Here is a 16,561-nt window from a genome sequence, read left to right as displayed (position 1 = left end):
GGGGGCTCCTCCCGGTCGGGCCCCGCCGTCGCTGCTCGTCGGCGGGCACTCCGTCGACCATACGACATCGGTTTCCTCGGGCAAGGAGTTGTCCACAGGCATGGAATCCCGTTGTCCACAGGCATTGAAACCAGAGGCCGGGGAGCCTGATGATGTTGGCACTTGAGCGGATCTGTTGGCACCTGTGAGGTCTCTGTGGTGGACATCGCCGAAGACGGTCGTACCTGGCTCCTCTCGGGGCCCACCAGCGGATACGCCCTGCATCTCACCGATGCGGACGAACTGCTCCACCTCCACTGGGGGCCACGGATCGCCCTCGAGGACGCCGAGGCCCTGGCGAAGGACCCGCTGCCCGGCTACTGGCCCTTCGAGTCCCCGCTGGACGGCCGCGAGGAGTACCCGGTCGAGGGCGGCCCCCGCTTCGTCCGCCCCGCGCTGTCCGTGCGAACCGAGGAGCGGCGCGGCACCGAGTGGCGCTTCCGGACGTACGAGACGGCGGGCGACGAGCTGCGGCTGCGCTTCGACGACGACGGCCTCGCCATCACCCTGCACTACCGGATGCGCGGCGACGTCGTCGAGCGCCGGGTCACCGTGCACAACGGCGGGCACGCGCGCGTGGAGCTGCTGCGGGCCGACGCGGCCACCTGGACCCTGCCCGACCGCGAGGGCTGGCGGCTGTCCCAGCTGCACGGCCGCTGGGCCGCCGAGTCCCGGCTCGCCACCGCCCCCCTCACCTACGGTGAGAAGGTCATCGGCAGCCGCCGCGGCCACACCGGCCACCAGCACCTGCCCTGGGTGGCCCTCGACACCGACGCCACCGAGGAGCGCGGCGAGGTCTACGGCTGCGCGCTCGGCTGGTCCGGCTCCTGGCGGATCGCGGTCGCCCAACTCCCGGACGCGCGCGTGCAGATCACGGGCGGCGCCGGCCACGACGACTCGGGCCTGCTGCTCCTTCAGCCGGGCCAGTCGTACACCACGCCCGTCTTCGCAGGGCTGTGGAGCGACGGCGGCTTCGGCGGCGCGAGCCGCACCTGGCACGCGTACCAGCGCGCGTACGTCATCCCGGACGCGGAGCGGGACCGGCCGGTGCTGTTCAACTCCTGGGAGGCGACCACCTTCGACATCTCCGAGCAGCAGCAACTCGCGCTCGCCCGCCGGGCCGCCGAGGTCGGCGTGGAGCTGTTCGTGGTGGACGACGGTTGGTTCGGCGCCCGCACCAGCGACCGCGCCGGGCTCGGCGACTGGACGCCCAACCCCGACCGCTTCCCGCAGGGCCTCAAGCCCCTCGCCGACCAGGTGCACGGCCTCGGCATGCGGTTCGGCATCTGGGTCGAGCCCGAGATGGTCAACCCGGACAGCGAGCTGTACCGCGCACACCCCGACTGGGTGCAGTACCAAGCGGGACGCAAGCGGACAGAACTGCGCCATCAACTCGTCCTCAACCTCGCCCGCGAGGACGTCCAGGACTACCTGTGGGACCAGCTGGACACGCTCCTGTCCAGCGCCCCGATCGACTACGTGAAGTGGGACTTCAACCGCTGTTTCACCGATGCGGGCTGGCCCGGTGACGTGTACCCGCAGCGCCTCTGGGCGGACCACGTGAGCGCCCTGTACGCCCTGCTGGACCGGCTGCGCGCCGCCCACCCCGGTGTCGCTTTCGAGTCCTGCTCGGGCGGCGGCGGCCGTATCGACCTCGGGGTGCTCAGCCGCACCGACCAGGTGTGGACCTCCGACAACACCGACCCGCTCGACCGGCTCGCCATCCAGCACGGCTTCAGTCAGATCCACCCCGCGCGGGTCATGGCCGCCTGGGTCACCGACAGCCCGAACACCCAGCTCAACGGCCGGGCCAGCACCCTGTGCTTCCGGTTCGTCAGCGCCATGGCGGGCGTGCTCGGCATCGGCGGCGACCTCACGGAGTGGAGCGCCGAGGAGTTGGCCGAGGCCCGGCGTTGGGTGGAGCTGTACAAGGAGATCCGTCCGGTCGTCCAGCACGGCGAGCTGTACCGGCTGCGCCCCCCGGCCGGCGGACTGAGTGCCGTGCAGTACGTCCGGGGCGAGGAGACGGTGGTCCTCGCCTGGCTCCAGGCGCAGAGCTACGGCGAGCCGGTGCCGGCGCTGCGCCTGCGCGGACTCGACCCGACGGCGTTGTACGAGTGCCATGAAACCGGCGAAGCGCACCGCGGTGCCGTCCTGCTGCACCACGGACTGCGCACCGGGCTCAAGGGCGACCTGGATGCGACGGTCGTGCGGCTGCGGCTGCGGCGCATCTAGCGGCTGCCACCTGCCGGTGGAGGTGTGGCGATCGCACAGTCAACGCGCCTGATGGCTGGTGTATTCCTCGATGGCAAATTCTTTTCGAGTGGTTCATCTCACCGTTCGTCAACCCCTGCCTACGGTCGCGTAGGTCACATCCGAAGGTGAATCATGGTCCGATGTGGCAGACGATTCGAAGAATGACAACAGATCAGTGATCGGGTCGTACGTAGCGGTGGGGGACAGCTTCACCGAGGGCGTCGGCGACCCCGGGCCCGACGGGGCGTTCGTGGGCTGGGCCGACCGGTTCGCGGTACTGCTCGCCGACCGGCGACCCGAGGGCGATTTCCAGTACACCAATCTCGCGGTCCGCGGGAAGCTGCTCGACCAGATCGTGGAGGACCAGCTTCCGCAGGCCGCCGAACTGGCCCCGGACATGGTCTCCTTCTGTGCGGGCGGCAACGACATCATCCGCCCGGGCACCGACCCGGACGAGGTGGCGGAGCGCTTCGAGCGGGCCGTGGCCCGGCTGGCCGAGGCCGTGGGCACGGTCATGGTGACGACCGGCTTCGACACCCGGGGCGTCCCCTTGCTCAAGCATCTGCGCGGCAAGATCGCCACGTACAACGGGCATGTGCGCGCCATCGCCGACCGGTACGGCTGTCCGGTGCTCGACCTGTGGTCCCTGAAGTCCGTTCAGGACCGCAGGGCGTGGGACGACGACCGGCTGCACCTCTCACCCGAGGGGCACACGCGCGTGGCGCTGCGGGCCGGCCAGGCTCTCGGGCTCGAGATCCCGGCCGACCCGGAGCAGCCGTGGCCCGCGCTGCCGCCCCGGGGCACCCTGGAGATCCGCCGCGACGACGTCCACTGGGCCCGCGAGTACCTCGTCCCGTGGATCGGCCGCAGGCTGCGCGGTGAGTCCTCCGGCGACCATGTGACGGCGAAGGGCACCCTGTCCCCGGACGACATCAAGCTGCGCATCGCCTCGGTGGCCTGACGTCACCACCCGTGCCCCGCACCCGTCTTTCCGGCGGGGCGGGGCACGGGTGCGTCGTACGGCCCCGCGCACGCCGTCGCGGGTTCGCCGCGGGGGGGCGTCGCGCGGGAGTACGGGCTTCGGCGGCTCGCTGTCCGGCCGTCCTCCGTCAGGCGCGCGCCCCGCTCACCGCTCGGTCAAGGCCTTCCGGTCCAGGCCCAGTTCCCGGGCGAGTGCGTCGTCCACCCATTCCTGTGCCCGGCTGCGTGGCACCGCGCCCGGGTAGGACGTCAGCTGCACCGCCAGCCCGTCCAGCAGCGCGGTCAGCCGCAGTGCGGAAGCGGCCGCGTCGGGGCACGTGAACTCGCCCGCCGCCACGCCCTCGGCGATCACCTCGGTGATCGCCGCCTTCCACTGTCTGTCCAGGTCCCGGGTGACCTCCCGCAGCGGCGGCTCGCGCAGGGCCACGGCCCAGCCCTCGATCCACAGTCGCCAGCCCTTGGCCTGACCGGTCGGCGCGTACCAGCGCACCGCCGCCCGCAGCCGGCGCAGCGCGGACGTACGCCGTCCCAGCAGCTTGCGCAGATGCGCGAGATCGTCCTCGGCCGCATAGGCGAACGCGGCGGCGACCAGCTTCTCCTTCGTCGAGAAGTGGTACAGCACCAGCGCGTTGCTCACCCCGAGCGCCGCGGCCACGTCGGCGATCCTGACCGCCGCCACTCCCCGCGCCTCGATCTGCCCGATGGCGGCCCGCAGCAGTTCCTCCCGCCGCTCGGCCACGCTCAACCGCACTCTCGCCACGCGGTCACCCTACACAGCCGCCCGGCCGCGCGCCGACGACCTCTTGACACCCCTGTGCGGCCGGGGCCACAGTACCGCACTACTGACTGCTCGTTCAGTCAGTAACTCGGTCAGCAAGTCCATGGGCGGCCAGTCGGCGAGCGGTTCGTCCGCGCGGCGGCCACCCTGCCACCCCCCACCGTCGTAGGAGTCAGCACGCGACCGTAGGAGTCCGCCCGTGACCCACGCCTCGACCACCTCCGCGCAACGATCCGGCCCCGACACGCCCGACCTCTCCGCCGGCTGGGGTGAACAGCGCACCCGGCTCCGCAAGGATCTGCGCCGGCTGGACGTCCTGGCCGTCGCGGAAGTCCTCCACGTAGGCGGCGATGACCCGGGTCGGGGGGTGGCCGACGAGTGCCTCCAAGGCCTCCGCCGCGTCTATGTCCCGCTGGTTGCCGAGGGAGACGAACCGGGAGAATCCCTGCCCCGCGCGTGCGAGCAGCCGGCCGATCTCCAGGGCGAGGTTCCCGCTCTGCGACACCAGTCCCACCGCGCCCGCCGGGAACTCGCCCCAGCTGAGCCGGAGTTCGCTGCCGGTGTCCACCAGGCCCATGCAGTTGGGCCCGAGCAGCCGGGCGCCGTGGGCGGTCACCTCACGGGCCAGCGCGTGTTCCTCCGCCGGATCCCCGCCGGAGGTGATCACGGTGAAACAGCGGGCGCCGGCCGCGAGTCCCTCGGTGACCACGGGCCGTACCTGCGCGGGCGGCACGGCCACCACGACGTGCTCGCACGCGAGCCCCGCGAGCCCGGCCCGGAAGGGCACCCCGTCCAGGCTGCCGCCCCGCCGGTTCACCAGGTGCACCTCCCGCCGCCCCCGCCCGGCCAGCGCACCCTTGGCGAGCCAGTAGCCCCACTTCCCGGGCCGCGCGGAGGCACCGACGACGGCGACGGAGGCCGGGTCGAACAGGCTGGAGTGGTCGGAGAGGCCGGAGCGGCCGGAGTGCGGGTCGGCCGGTGGCTCGGCGGGGGCCGTCACCGATACCACCCGAAGCGTTCCGCGATCACCGGCAGCCGGTCGGTCACCAGGGCATGGGCGGCCGCGCGCGGGGTCGTACCGTCGTCGTCCGCGCGGTCCAGCATCAGGGCGGTCAGGGCACGCATGGAGCGCCGGATGTACGCGAAGGCCTCGTCGGCGTCCGCGCCGATGTCGCCGAACAGGGTCCACCACCACCAGGCGTTCGTCGCGGAGTTGACGACCACGTCCGGCAGCACGGTCACCCCGCGCGCGGCCAGCGACGCCTCCGCCTCCGGCAGGACCGGCATGTTGGCGGCCTCCACGATCCAGCGGGCGCCGATCCGCTCCTGGTTGCCGGTGTCGATCGCGTACGACACGGCCGCCGGCACCAGTACCTCCGCGTCGGCGGACAGCCAGGCGTCGCCCGGCAGTTCGCGGTCGCCGGGGCACAGCACCCGGCGGTCGACGGTGCCGTAACCGTCCCGCGCGGCCAGCAGCGCCTCGACGTCGAGCCCCGCCGGATTGGCGATCGTGCCCTTGATGTCGGCGACCGCCACCACCGTCAGCCCCGCGCGCGCGAGGAACCGCGCGGTGGCCCCGCCCATCGTGCCGACCCCCTGGACGGCCACCCGCGTACCCGCGTACGGCACCGACGCCCGCTCCAGGGCCGCGAGCACCGACTCGGCGACCCCGCAGCCGCCCGCCAGTTCGTCCAGGCCGATGCCGTCCACCTCGACGGCGAACGCGTCCGCGAGCCGCGCGCGGGCCGCCGTCTCGTCGTCCAGCAGCGGATACACCGCCTGGATGGAGGAGACCAGGCCGGCCTCGGCCGCCGCGCGGTCGACCAGGTCCTGGGTGAGTCCGAGATCCTCGCCCGTGGTCCAGAAGCCCTCGATGTACGGCCGCATGGCACGCAGGTACCGCACGAGCAGCCCGTACGCCTCCGGGGCCTGGGGATCGCAGTCGATGCCGCCCTTGGCGCCGCCGAGGGGGATATAGCGGCCGTCGGGGTTGTAGTGCAGGGCCTCCTTCATCGTCATCCCGCGGGCGAGCCCCGTCACCTCCTGCAGGGTGCAGCCGGGGCGCATCCGCAGCCCGCCGCTGGCCACGCCGCGCACCAGGCGGTCCACGACCAGGAAGCCCTGACGGCCGGTGACATGGTCGGTCCAGACGAGCGACATCAGGGGAGCGGGGGCGGTCATGGGGTCTCCTCGGGGACGGTGATGAGAGTGGGGCCGGGCCGTTCCAGGGCCTCGGCGAGGGCGCGCGCCAGGGCGGCGGGGTCGCACGCGCGCGTGCCGTGACCTCCGTAGGCGCGGGCCAGGGCGGGCAGGTCGACCGGCGTGAGGTCCACCGCGGCCGGAACGTCGCCGCGCGCCCGCATCTCGTCGCGGATCTCGCCGTAGCCGCCGTTGTCGAACACCACTATGGGCAACGGCAGCCGCAGCTGTACGGCGGTGGCCAGTTCCTGCACCGTGAACTGGAGGCCGCCGTCCCCGCTGAGCGCGAGCACCTGCCGATGCGGCTCGGCCACCTTGACGCCGAGGGCGGCGGGCAGCGCGTAGCCGAGGGTGCCGAAGCCGGCGGGGTGCAGATACCGGCCCTCCGGTCCGACGGAGAGGTGGGGGAGGGCGCCGTAGTAGCAGCACTGGGCGCTGTCGGACGTGATGACGGCATCGGCCGCCAGCACCTCGCGCACGGCCCGCAGATACGGGATCCAGCGGGCGTCACGCACGGCACTCTCGGCGTCACGCGCGGCCCGCAGAGCGGCGACCTCGTCGGCCACGCGCGCGTGCCGACCCTCCGGCAACGCTGCGAGCAGAGCCTCCAGCGCGAGCCCTGCGTCCGCCACGACCGGGACGTCCACTGCCGGGCCCGCGTACATCTGGTGCGGGTCGAGGTCGACGCGTACGAGCCGGCCGTCCAGTGGCGGCGGGTCGGTCCAGAAGTCGGACCCGGACAGCTCCGTGCCGACCGCGAGGACGACGTCGCGCGTGGCGAGCCACTTCTGTAGGGCGGGGCTGTGCAGGGACACGCCGAGCGACAGCGGATGGGTCTCCGCGACCGTGCCCTTGCCGGCCGCCGTGGTCACCACGGGGGCGCCCAGGCGCTCGGCGAGGGCGCGGCACCAGGGCCGCGCGCCTACGGCCCCGCCCCCGAGCACCAGCGCCGGGCGGCGGGCCCCGGAGAGGGTCGCGGCGGCCTCCCGCACGGCCTGCGGGTCCGGCGCGGGCTTCGGGACCGACGGCGCGCGGCGGACGGGGCCCAGCGTCCGAGCGGCCGTCAGCAGGTCCAGCGGCACCTCGACGTGCGCAGGGCGCGGGCGCCGCGAACGGAAGAGGGTGAACGCCCGGGCCACGGCCGCGTCGATCTCCGCGACCGACGAGACCCGGTGGCTGAACGCGGCGACCCCGCGCAGGGCCTCCGTCTGGCTGCGCATCTCGTGCAGCGCGCCGGTGGACAGCCGCGGATGGCCGAGCGGCATGCCGGGCGAGACGACGAGCAGCGGCACGCTGTCCGCGTACGCTTCGCCGACGGCGGCCGCCGCGTTCAGCAGGGCGGGGCCGGTCGTGGTGAGCACGACACCGGGGCGGCCGGTCACGCGCGCGTACCCGTCGGCCGCGTACCCGGCTCCCTGCTCGTGGCAGGGTGTCACAGGGGCGATGCCGTACGCCGGAAGGTGCCGGTAGACCTCCAGGTTGTGGGTGCCCGGGATGCCGAAGACGCGGGTCACCCCGTGCGCGTGCAGGGCCCGTACGAGCGCCTCCCCGCCGGTCAGGAGGGACTCGGCGGCGCTGTGGGGCACCGGATCCGTCCGTCCGCCCATCACAGGCTCCGCGAGATGACGAGCCGCATGATGTCGGAGGTGCCCTCCTCGATCTCCTCCAGCTTGGCGTCCCGCATCCACTGTTCGACCGGGAACTCCCGCGAGTAGCCCCAGCCCCCCAGGGTCTGCACGGCCGCCCAGGTGCAGTACGCGGCCGTCTCCGACGCCGTCAGCTTGGCCATCGCGGCCTCGGCCGTCGCTTCCAGGCCCGCGTCCAGGCGGCGGGCCGCGCGCCAGGTCATCAGCCGGGCCTGCTCCACGCGCGTGCGCATGTCGGCGAGACGGAAGGCGACCGCCTGATGCTCGATGACCGGCTTGCCGAACTGCCGTCGCTCACGGGCGTAGTCGCGCGCGTACTCGTAGGCGGCCCGCGCCACCCCCGTCGCCGCCGCGCCCAGGACCGTACGGGAGATGTCGAAGGTCCGCATCAGGCCCGTGAAGCCCTCGCCCTCCGCGCCGAGCCGGTGCCCCTCGGGTACGAACGCGTCGGCGAAGAAGATCTCCCGGCAGACGATCGCCCGCTGCCCCATCTTGCGCATCGGCTCACCGAAGGACACGCCCTCGGTGCCCTTGCGCAGCAGGAACGCGCTCATCCCGCGCGAGCGCCGGGTGGGGTCGGTCTTGGCGAAGACCACGTACTGCTCGGCCTCGCCCGCGTTCGAGATCCACGCCTTCTGCCCGCTCAGCCGGTAGCCGTCGGCCGTGCGGTGCGCGGCGGTGACGATCGACGCGGCGTCGGAACCCGCGCCGGGCTCGGTCGTCGCCAGCGCCGTCATCGGGGTGTCGGGGCCGGTGAGAGGCGTCAGCCACTCCTGTCGCTGCTCCTTCGTGCCGAGTGCGAGCACCGGGTCGGCGAAGAAGCCGTTGGAGCACAGCAGATTGCCGATGCCCAGGTCGCCCACGCACAGCTCCTCCTGGACGAGGCACTGGGTGAAGACGTCCGTGAAGCCGCCCCCGCCGTACTCCTGCGGCAGCATGAAGCCGGTGATGCCGACCGCGGCGGCCTTGCGCCACAGGTCCCAGGGCGTCTCGACGCCGGCCTCGTCCACGGCACGCGCGCGTGGCCGTATCTCCTCGCGGGCGAAGGCACGCGCGAGGTCGACGACGTCGTGCTGTTCGGGACGGAGCGGGACCAGTTCGGTGGGGAGGTCGGACATGGTGCCTCCAAGGACTGCCGCGGATGGTCGCCGGAGCGGGCCGGACGAGGGGTACGCACGAGCGCGCCGGACGGGCGGTACGGACGAGCCGTACCGGCCGAACCGTGGGCCAGGGTGACGGTTACTGAATCACGAGTCAGTATCCGGAGCCGCTCCGTGCCCTGTCAACGTGCTGAACGGAGGTTCAGTAGCACCCTGCGGATCCGGGCTGTCGGAGGGGCCGACCATAATGGGGAGCCTCACCCACTTCACCGGGAGGTACCGTGACCGGATTGCGTTCTTCGAGCTCCGGGCTCCGCATGCCGCGGCCGGCTGCCTTCGGCGCGGACCCGGGCGGTGAGCGCATGGCACGTATCCGCCGCTCCCCCCACTTCAAGGACGGCGTCTTCCAGAACCCCGGCGGTACTGCGCGCACCCGGCCCTCCGGCTCCACGCTGGACTTCGCGAAGGTGTTCTTCGACAAGGACACCCGGCCCCTGCGCGCTCCGAAGGGCACTGTTCCGGTGCACCCCACGACCTTCGCCGACCTGGCCAAGCCGCCCGCCACGGGCCTGCGGCTGACCTGGATGGGCCACTCCAGCGTGCTGGCGGAGATCGACGGCCACCGGGTCCTGTTCGACCCGGTCTGGGGCGAGCGCTGCTCCCCGTTCCCGTTCGCCGGGCCCAGGCGGCTGCACCCCGTGCCGCTGCCGCTGGCCGCGCTCGGCCCGGTCGACGTGGTGGTCATCTCGCACGACCACTACGACCATCTGGACCTGCCCACGATCAAGGCGCTGGCCGGCACGGACACCCTGTTCGCCGTGCCGCTCGGCGTCGGCGCCCACCTCGAACACTGGGGCGTCTCGCCCGACCGGCTGCGCGAGCTGGACTGGCACGAGTCCACCAGAGTCGGCGCCCTCACCCTCACCGCCACCCCGGCCCGTCACTTCTGCGGCCGTGGCCTGCGCAACACCCAGCACACCCTGTGGGCGTCCTGGGTCGTCGCCGGCGAGGAGCACCGGATCTACCACAGTGGCGACACCGGCTATTTCGAGGGCTTCAAGGACATCGGCGCCGCCCACGGCCCGTTCGACGCCACGATGATCCAAATCGGGGCATACAGCGAGTTCTGGCCCGACATCCATATGCGACCGGACGAGGGTCTGCGCGCCCACCTCGACCTCCAGGGCGGCGCACCGCACGGCGCGCTGCTGCCGATCCACTGGGGCACCTTCAACCTCGCCCCGCACCCGTGGGCCGAGCCCGGGGAATGGACGAAGGAGGCGGCCGAGGAGGCCGGCCAGGCGGTGGCCCTGCCCCGGCCCGGCGAGCCCTTCGAGCCGGCGGGCAAGCTCCCGGCGGAGGCCTGGTGGCGGGGCGTGGCGGGCACGGAACGCCGGACCTGGCGCTCGGTAGGGGCGCTCGTGGCCGAGCCGCCCAAGAAGCGGGGCTGAGCGACCTCGACGACCATCGGCAGCCCAGGAGGAGTCCGTCGTGCGCCTCCTGAGCGCTGACGTGCACCCCGCGCGCACGCGACACACGAACGGGGCCGAGTGAAGCCCCCGGACCACCCGGCGGACATTCCGTGACCCGGCAGCCTGTGCCGGCCGACCCACCCGACACAGGGATCCGGACCCGCCCCGGACCGCACGCGCCCGGTTCCCCGCCCCTCAACCCAAGGCCAAACCCGACACTCTCCGTAATCAAGCGGAGAGTGTCTTCTGTTTCCGTAGGGCCGGTCCAGTCGGTTATCGGTCTGTCGTACGAGGCTTCATACCAGAGCGGGACGCTCCCCGGGTGACTTTGTCAACTGCCCACCGCACATGATGCTCAGGCAACTACTGTGAGTGTCCGTCGGCGACGGTGTGGCTGGATTCCCCGGTTCCGCCGACCGACGCCGCGATGACACATGCCCGCCTTGCGCACCCCGCGAGGGCAGGCCCGACGGACCAGTACGAGGACGCAGATGTCTGACCTCCGAGCACCGGCCACACGTGCCGACCGCCGGGAGGGCGGCCGGCACGGGCGACCGGTCGCCCGAACCGCTCCCGCACTGCCCGAGACGCAGATACGGCCCCAGCTCATGCGGCTCGCCGTGCTGCCGCCCCTCGCGGTCGCGCTCAGCGCCACCGCCGCGGTCCTGTTCAGCATCCGCTCCACCGGCGCCCGCACCGGCCCCGTCCTGTGGGCGGTGCTCGCGGGAGCGGTCACCGTGACCGTCGCCGGCATCCTCATCGCCGCCGTGGCCGCCGACCGTGCCGCCCGCTCGGTCGCCGACCGCGTCGACGCGCTGCGCCGTACCGCCGCGCGCGGTGAGGCCGACCTGCACTCCCTGGTGGACGCGCTGCGCCAGGGCGCTACCCCGCCGCAGCGCACCCCGCCGCGCCGCCCGCCCGCGGACGCCGACGAACTCGAACTGCTCGCCGCCGACCTCGCCCGCGCACACGACGGCGCCGTCACCGCCGTCGTGCGCGCCGCCCAGCTCTCCAGCCACGCGGGCAACGAGCAGAAGCTGGAAGTCTTCGTCAACCTCGCGCGCCGGCTGCAGTCCCTCGTGCACCGGGAGATCTCGATCCTCGACGAGCTGGAGAACGAGATCGAGGACCCCGACCTGCTCAAGGGCCTGTTCCACGTGGACCACCTGGCCACCCGCATCCGGCGGCACGCCGAGAACCTCGCCGTGCTCGGCGGCGCCGTCTCCCGGCGGCAGTGGAGCAATCCGGTGAGCATGACCGAGGTGCTGCGCTCCGCCATCGCCGAGGTCGAGCAGTACTCCCGGGTCAAGCTGGTGCCGCCGATCGACGGCGAACTGCGCGGCCACGCCGTCGCCGACGTCATCCACCTGCTCGCCGAACTCATCGAGAACGCCTCGGTGTTCTCCGCCCCGCACACCCAGGTGCTGCTCCGCGCCAACCTCGTCACCTCCGGGCTCGCCGTGGAGGTCGAGGACCGCGGACTCGGCATGCCCGTCGGCGAACAGAACCGGATGAACGCCCTGCTCGCCGACCCCGACCAGGTCAACGTCGCCAGCCTGCTGGCCGACGGCCGCATCGGGCTCTACGTCGTCTCCCAGCTAGCCCGCCGGCACGGCATCCATGTGCGCCTGCAGACCAACATCTACGGCGGCGTGCAGGCCGTACTCGTCGTCCCGCAGGCCTTGTTGGGTACGGCGGCGGCAGCGCCCGGCGAGTCGGCCGACACCGGTGCGCCGCCGCAGACGGGACCGCAGGGACACGGGTCGCACGGCCAGGCGGAGGGGCACGCTCAGGTGCGGGCTTCCGCGCCCGCGTCAGCGCCGGTGCCGGGAGGTCGGCCGGAGTACGGAGCCGCCGCACAGGGCGGCGCAGGGCAGGTCTCCGGTACCGGACGGCGGAGGCACGCCCAGCACGGGACCGCGAGCGGCTCCGGGCAGCACGGTGTCGAAACCGGTGCCGGGCATGTCGGTCCTGGACACAGCGCTGCCGGACACAGCGGTTCCGCACATAGCAGTTCCGGACGCGTCGGGTCCGTACATGGCAGTTCCGTACATAGCGGTTCCGTGCATAGCGGTTCTGGAGACGGCGGTTCCGGAGACAGTGGTTCAGGGGGCCGTGGTTCTGAACGGCCCGTCACCGAGGCCGGCTCGGGGCGGCAAGGTGCCCTGGACGGCGCGGGCGGGCGGAGCGGAGGCGAACCCGCGCCGCTTCCCGTGCGCGGGGCCCGGCAGGAGCGGCCCACCCCCGCCGCGGCCGTGCCCGGCATCAGCGCCGGGGACCGGCCCGCGGTCGAGGCACACGCCGGCGTCCTGCCCACCCCGCGCGCCGGCACCGTACGCGGCACCATGGGCAAGCCCCAACTGCCCCGCCGCCGCGCCCAGGAGCACATCGTGCCCCAGCTGCGCGGCGGCCCGGCACCCCGCCAGGACGCCGACACCGTCGCGGGCCACGATCCGGGGCTGATGGCCGCCTTCCAGCGCGGCATCGGACTCGCCGAGGCGCAGCAGCACATGGAAAACCTGGGGCACCTGGAGGCCGTACCCATGGAGCCCGTACCCATAGAAGAGGCGGAGCACCTGGACCCGACGCCCATATCCCAAGGGCGCAGCCACGCGTCCGGATTCGACGGTGCCCATGGCGCCGGCCGGCCCGACGGGAGCGCCCCGGCCGGCTGACCGCCCGCACCTACCCACCCCCACGCCAGCCTTGCTCCACCCCGTCCCGTGTCCCAACTGCCCGCGCTCCCACAGACCTTCGTACCCCAAGGAGTCGATCCACCATGGCGAGCGATGCGCCGACCGCCCATGCATCCGACCTCGACTGGCTGCTGAGCGGCCTCGTGCAGCGCGTACCGCACACCAGCAGCGCGGTGCTCCTGTCCTGCGACGGGCTCGTGAAGTCCGTGCACGGCCTCGACATCGACAGCGCCGACCACATGGCGGCCCTGGCCTCCGGCCTGTACTCCCTCGGCCGCAGCGCGGGCGTCCGGTTCGGTGACGGCGGGGACGTCCGCCAGGTCGTCGTCGAGCTCGACTCGACCCTGCTGTTCGTCACCACCGCCGGCTCCGGCACCTGCCTGGCCGTGCTCGCGGGGCGGGAGGCCGACGCGGCCGTCCTGGGCTACGAGATGGCGATGCTCGTCAAGAGCGTCCGGCCCTACCTGGTGACCGCGCCCCGGCAATACCCTGTCGACTCCGCGGCGACGAGGCCTTGAGCGTGGCCGCAGCCGGCGACGGGCCCTGGCTGGACGACGCGGCCGGACGGCTGGTGCGTCCCTTCACGGTCAGCAACGGACGGACCGAGCCCAGCGTCGCCCTCGACCTGATGTCGCAGGTGATGGTCACCGGCGCCACCCCGCTCGGCTACCTCGGCCCCGAGCACGTCCAGGCGCTGGACCTGTGCCGGGCGCCCGTCTCGGTCGCCGAGGTCGCCGCGCAGCTGAAACTGCCCGCGGTGGTCACCAAGGTGCTGCTCTCGGACCTCCTCGACTGCGGGGCGCTGACCACCAAGCCCCCCGTCTTCCACCACACACCCACTGACCGGTCTCTGCTGGAGGCAGTGCTCGATGGACTACGACGACAGCTCTGACCCGTTCCCGACCGCGCTGAAAATCCTGGTGGCGGGCGGGTTCGGGGTCGGCAAGACGACCTTCGTGGGCGCGGTCAGCGAGATCGCCCCGCTCAGTACGGAGGAGCTGCTCACCACGGTCAGCGTCGGAACGGACAGTCTCGACGGCATCGAGAACAAGATGGAGACCACGGTCGCCATGGACTTCGGCCGGATCACCCTCGATCCGGAGCATGTGCTGTACCTGTTCGGCACACCCGGGCAGGAGCGATTCTGGTTCATGTGGGACGAGCTGTCCGAGGGCGCGCTCGGCGCGGTGATCCTCGCCGACACCCGCCGCCTGGAGGAGTGCTTCGCGGCCGTGGACTTCTTCGAGGAGCGCGGTCTCGCCTTCATCGTGGCGATCAACGAGTTCGACGGCGGCTTCCGCTACGACCCGGCGGAAGTGCGCGCGGCCCTCGACCTCGACCCCGGGATCCCGGTCGTCTGCTGCGACGCCCGCATTTCCAGCTCCGGCGTGCAGACCCTGCTCACCCTCGTACGCCACCTCCTCGCCCACGCTCCGGCGGCCGCGCCGAGCCACGGCGCCCACATGTGATCCCGACCTACCGCCCACGGAGTTCCTATATGAGGTACGCCCACAGCGCCGAAGCCCGGCCGGGAACCCGGCCAGGAGCCCGGCCATGAGCTACGAGCCGCCCCGGCCGGTCCGGGGTCTGCTGCTCACCCCCGAGGACAGAGAAGCCCCCGCGCGGGTCCACCGGCTGCGCCGACTCGGCCTGGCGGACCGCCCCGATCCCGCGCTCGACGGCTTCGCGGGTCATCTCGCCCAGCTCACCGGCGCTCCGTACGCCATGGTCAACTTCATCGGCGAGGAGCACCAGTTCTTCGCCGGCCTGAGCACCCCCGCCGTCGCACCGGTCGTCCGCGAGGACGGCACCAGAGCCGAGCTCGGCCGCGTCCTGCCGCGCGACCATGGCTTCTGCCCCCATGTGGTGGTCCGCCGTAAGGCGCTGGTCCTGGAGGATGTCCGCGACTACCCGCGTTTCGCCGGCAACCCGGTCGTCGACGCCTACGGCATCCGCTCCTACCTGGGTGCCCCGCTCATCGACAGTTCCGGCATGGTGCTCGGCACCGTGTGCGCGGCCGACATCGAGCCCCGTGGGTGGGGGAGGGCAGGCCTGGAGACCATCAAGGCACTCGCCGCCGATCTCGTCGTACGCCTCGAACGGAGCGCCGAGGACGGGTTGCCCCTCTGAGCCGGACGGGTGGCCCGCCGACACCGGCCGATGTGCGGGCAAACCCCCGCCGACGTGCGGGAAACCCCGCAGGCGTGAAGGAAAGCTGAGGCGGCGGTTAAGAAAAGCTCGATGGACCCGCACCCCGCACGTACGGCAGATTGCAGGGTGATTCCACCCCTCTGACCCGGTGCGGGCCTCTTACGGCTGCCCGCGCGCCGGGACCTCACCCACAGGAGCCGCACTCGTGAAGGCGCTGGTCAAGGAGAAGGCGGAGCCCGGGCTCTGGCTGACGGACGTCCCGGAGCCCGCGATCGGCCCCGGTGACGTACTGATCAAGGTCATGCGGACCGGTATCTGCGGCACCGACCTGCACATCCGGTCCTGGGACGGCTGGGCCCAGCAGGCGATCAGCACCCCGCTCGTGGTCGGGCACGAGTTCGTCGGGCAGGTCGTCGAAACCGGCCGGGACGTGACCGACATCCGCATCGGCGACCGGGTCAGCGGCGAGGGCCATCTGGTGTGCGGCAAGTGCCGCAACTGTCTGGCCGGCCGCCGCCACCTGTGCCGGGCCACCGTCGGCCTCGGCGTCGGCCGCGACGGTGCGTTCGCCGAGTACGTCGCCCTGCCCGCGACCAACGTGTGGGTGCACCGCGTCCCCGTCGACCTCGACATCGCCGCGATCTTCGACCCGTTCGGCAACGCCGTGCACACCGCGCTGTCCTTCCCGCTGGTCGGCGAGGACGTCCTGATCACCGGCGCCGGACCGATCGGCCTGATGGCCGCCGCCGTGGCCCGGCACGCCGGCGCCCGCAACGTCGTCGTCACCGACGTCAGCGAGGAGCGCCTGGAGCTGGCCCGCAAGATCGGCGCGAGCCTCGCCCTGAACGTCGCGCAGACCACGATCGCCGACGGTCAGCGCGAGCTGGGGCTGCGCGAGGGCTTCGACGTCGGCCTGGAGATGTCCGGCCGCCCCGAGGCCATGCGGGACATGATCGCCAACATGACGCACGGCGGCCGGATCGCGATGCTCGGCCTGCCCGCCCAGGAGTTCCCGGTCGACTGGTCCCGGATCGTCACCTCGATGATCACCATCAAGGGCATCTACGGCCGCGAGATGTTCGAGACCTGGTACGCGATGTCGGTGCTGCTGGAGGGCGGCCTGGATCTCGCCCCCGTGATCACCGGCCGGTACGGCTACCGCGACTACGAGGCGGCCTTCGCCGACGCCGCGAGCGGCAAGGGCGGCAAGGTCATCCTCGACTGGACCGCGTAAGCCGCGCGA

Annotated in this window: 14 protein-coding genes; 9 read left to right on the top strand and 5 right to left on the bottom strand. The window is 72.6% G+C overall.

All coding sequences use genetic code 11. The features are described from left to right. The first annotated feature begins 195 nt into the window (after positions 1–195). A complete protein-coding gene (locus ADK64_RS25900) occupies positions 196–2,274 on the top strand; it encodes an alpha-galactosidase (RefSeq protein ID WP_053662447.1) in 2,079 nt (692 codons plus the stop codon). 196 nt (positions 2,275–2,470) lie between these two features. Continuing rightward, positions 2,471–3,256, top strand: coding sequence for an SGNH/GDSL hydrolase family protein (locus tag ADK64_RS25895; RefSeq protein ID WP_053662445.1), 786 nt, complete (start codon positions 2,471–2,473; stop codon positions 3,254–3,256). A gap of 165 nt (positions 3,257–3,421) precedes the next feature. Here ADK64_RS25895 and ADK64_RS25890 read toward each other — a convergent pair whose 3' ends face one another. The 5 genes from ADK64_RS25890 to ADK64_RS25870 form a co-directional block, all read right to left on the bottom strand. Next, positions 3,422–4,036: a TetR/AcrR family transcriptional regulator gene (locus ADK64_RS25890; protein WP_234384702.1), complete on the bottom strand. Its 615-nt coding sequence runs from the start codon at positions 4,034–4,036 to the stop codon at positions 3,422–3,424. A gap of 190 nt (positions 4,037–4,226) precedes the next feature. Further along, the gene (locus ADK64_RS25885) at positions 4,227–5,054 is read right to left on the bottom strand and encodes a CoA-binding protein (protein WP_053662441.1); all 828 of its coding nucleotides are present in this window, start codon (positions 5,052–5,054) and stop codon (positions 4,227–4,229) included. Beyond that, complete coding sequence (locus tag ADK64_RS25880; protein WP_053662439.1) at positions 5,051–6,235, bottom strand: glutamate dehydrogenase; 1,185 nt, start codon at positions 6,233–6,235, stop codon at positions 5,051–5,053. The genes ADK64_RS25885 and ADK64_RS25880 overlap by 4 nt, the downstream gene beginning before the upstream one ends. Then, positions 6,232–7,860: a 5-guanidino-2-oxopentanoate decarboxylase gene (locus ADK64_RS25875; protein WP_053662437.1), complete on the bottom strand. Its 1,629-nt coding sequence runs from the start codon at positions 7,858–7,860 to the stop codon at positions 6,232–6,234. The genes ADK64_RS25880 and ADK64_RS25875 overlap by 4 nt, the downstream gene beginning before the upstream one ends. After that, a complete protein-coding gene (locus tag ADK64_RS25870) occupies positions 7,860–9,017 on the bottom strand; it encodes an acyl-CoA dehydrogenase family protein (protein WP_053662435.1) in 1,158 nt (385 codons plus the stop codon). The genes ADK64_RS25875 and ADK64_RS25870 overlap by 1 nt, the downstream gene beginning before the upstream one ends. 263 nt (positions 9,018–9,280) lie before the next feature. On the opposite strand from ADK64_RS25870, the gene ADK64_RS25865 reads away from it, so the two are divergent. The 7 genes from ADK64_RS25865 to tdh all read left to right on the top strand — a co-directional run bounded on the left by ADK64_RS25865 (position 9,281) and on the right by tdh (position 16,552). After that, positions 9,281–10,450, top strand: coding sequence for an MBL fold metallo-hydrolase (locus ADK64_RS25865; protein ID WP_078992831.1), 1,170 nt, complete (start codon positions 9,281–9,283; stop codon positions 10,448–10,450). A 512-nt stretch (positions 10,451–10,962) separates the two neighbouring features. Beyond that, a complete protein-coding gene (locus tag ADK64_RS25860) occupies positions 10,963–13,146 on the top strand; it encodes a sensor histidine kinase (RefSeq protein ID WP_107093081.1) in 2,184 nt (727 codons plus the stop codon). 104 nt (positions 13,147–13,250) lie between these two features. After that, positions 13,251–13,685: a roadblock/LC7 domain-containing protein gene (locus tag ADK64_RS25855; RefSeq protein WP_053662433.1), complete on the top strand. Its 435-nt coding sequence runs from the start codon at positions 13,251–13,253 to the stop codon at positions 13,683–13,685. 2 nt (positions 13,686–13,687) lie between these two features. Next, positions 13,688–14,059: a DUF742 domain-containing protein gene (locus ADK64_RS25850; protein ID WP_053662432.1), complete on the top strand. Its 372-nt coding sequence runs from the start codon at positions 13,688–13,690 to the stop codon at positions 14,057–14,059. Beyond that, the gene (locus ADK64_RS25845) at positions 14,037–14,636 is read left to right on the top strand and encodes a GTP-binding protein (protein ID WP_053662424.1); all 600 of its coding nucleotides are present in this window, start codon (positions 14,037–14,039) and stop codon (positions 14,634–14,636) included. Before ADK64_RS25850 ends, ADK64_RS25845 begins: the two co-directional genes overlap by 23 nt. 85 nt (positions 14,637–14,721) lie before the next feature. Next, positions 14,722–15,297 (top strand): GAF domain-containing protein, encoded by a 576-nt coding sequence (locus tag ADK64_RS25840; RefSeq protein ID WP_053662422.1) that lies wholly within the window; start codon positions 14,722–14,724, stop codon positions 15,295–15,297. 226 nt (positions 15,298–15,523) lie between these two features. Then, positions 15,524–16,552: an L-threonine 3-dehydrogenase gene (tdh, locus tag ADK64_RS25835; RefSeq protein WP_053662420.1), complete on the top strand. Its 1,029-nt coding sequence runs from the start codon at positions 15,524–15,526 to the stop codon at positions 16,550–16,552. The last annotated feature ends 9 nt before the right edge of the window (positions 16,553–16,561 follow it).

This window comes from Streptomyces sp. MMG1121 (assembly GCF_001280015.1).
GTDB lineage: Bacteria > Actinomycetota > Actinomycetes > Streptomycetales > Streptomycetaceae > Streptomyces.
Note: the sequence above shows the minus strand (reverse complement) of the source record. Positions and strands in the feature narration are given on the sequence as shown.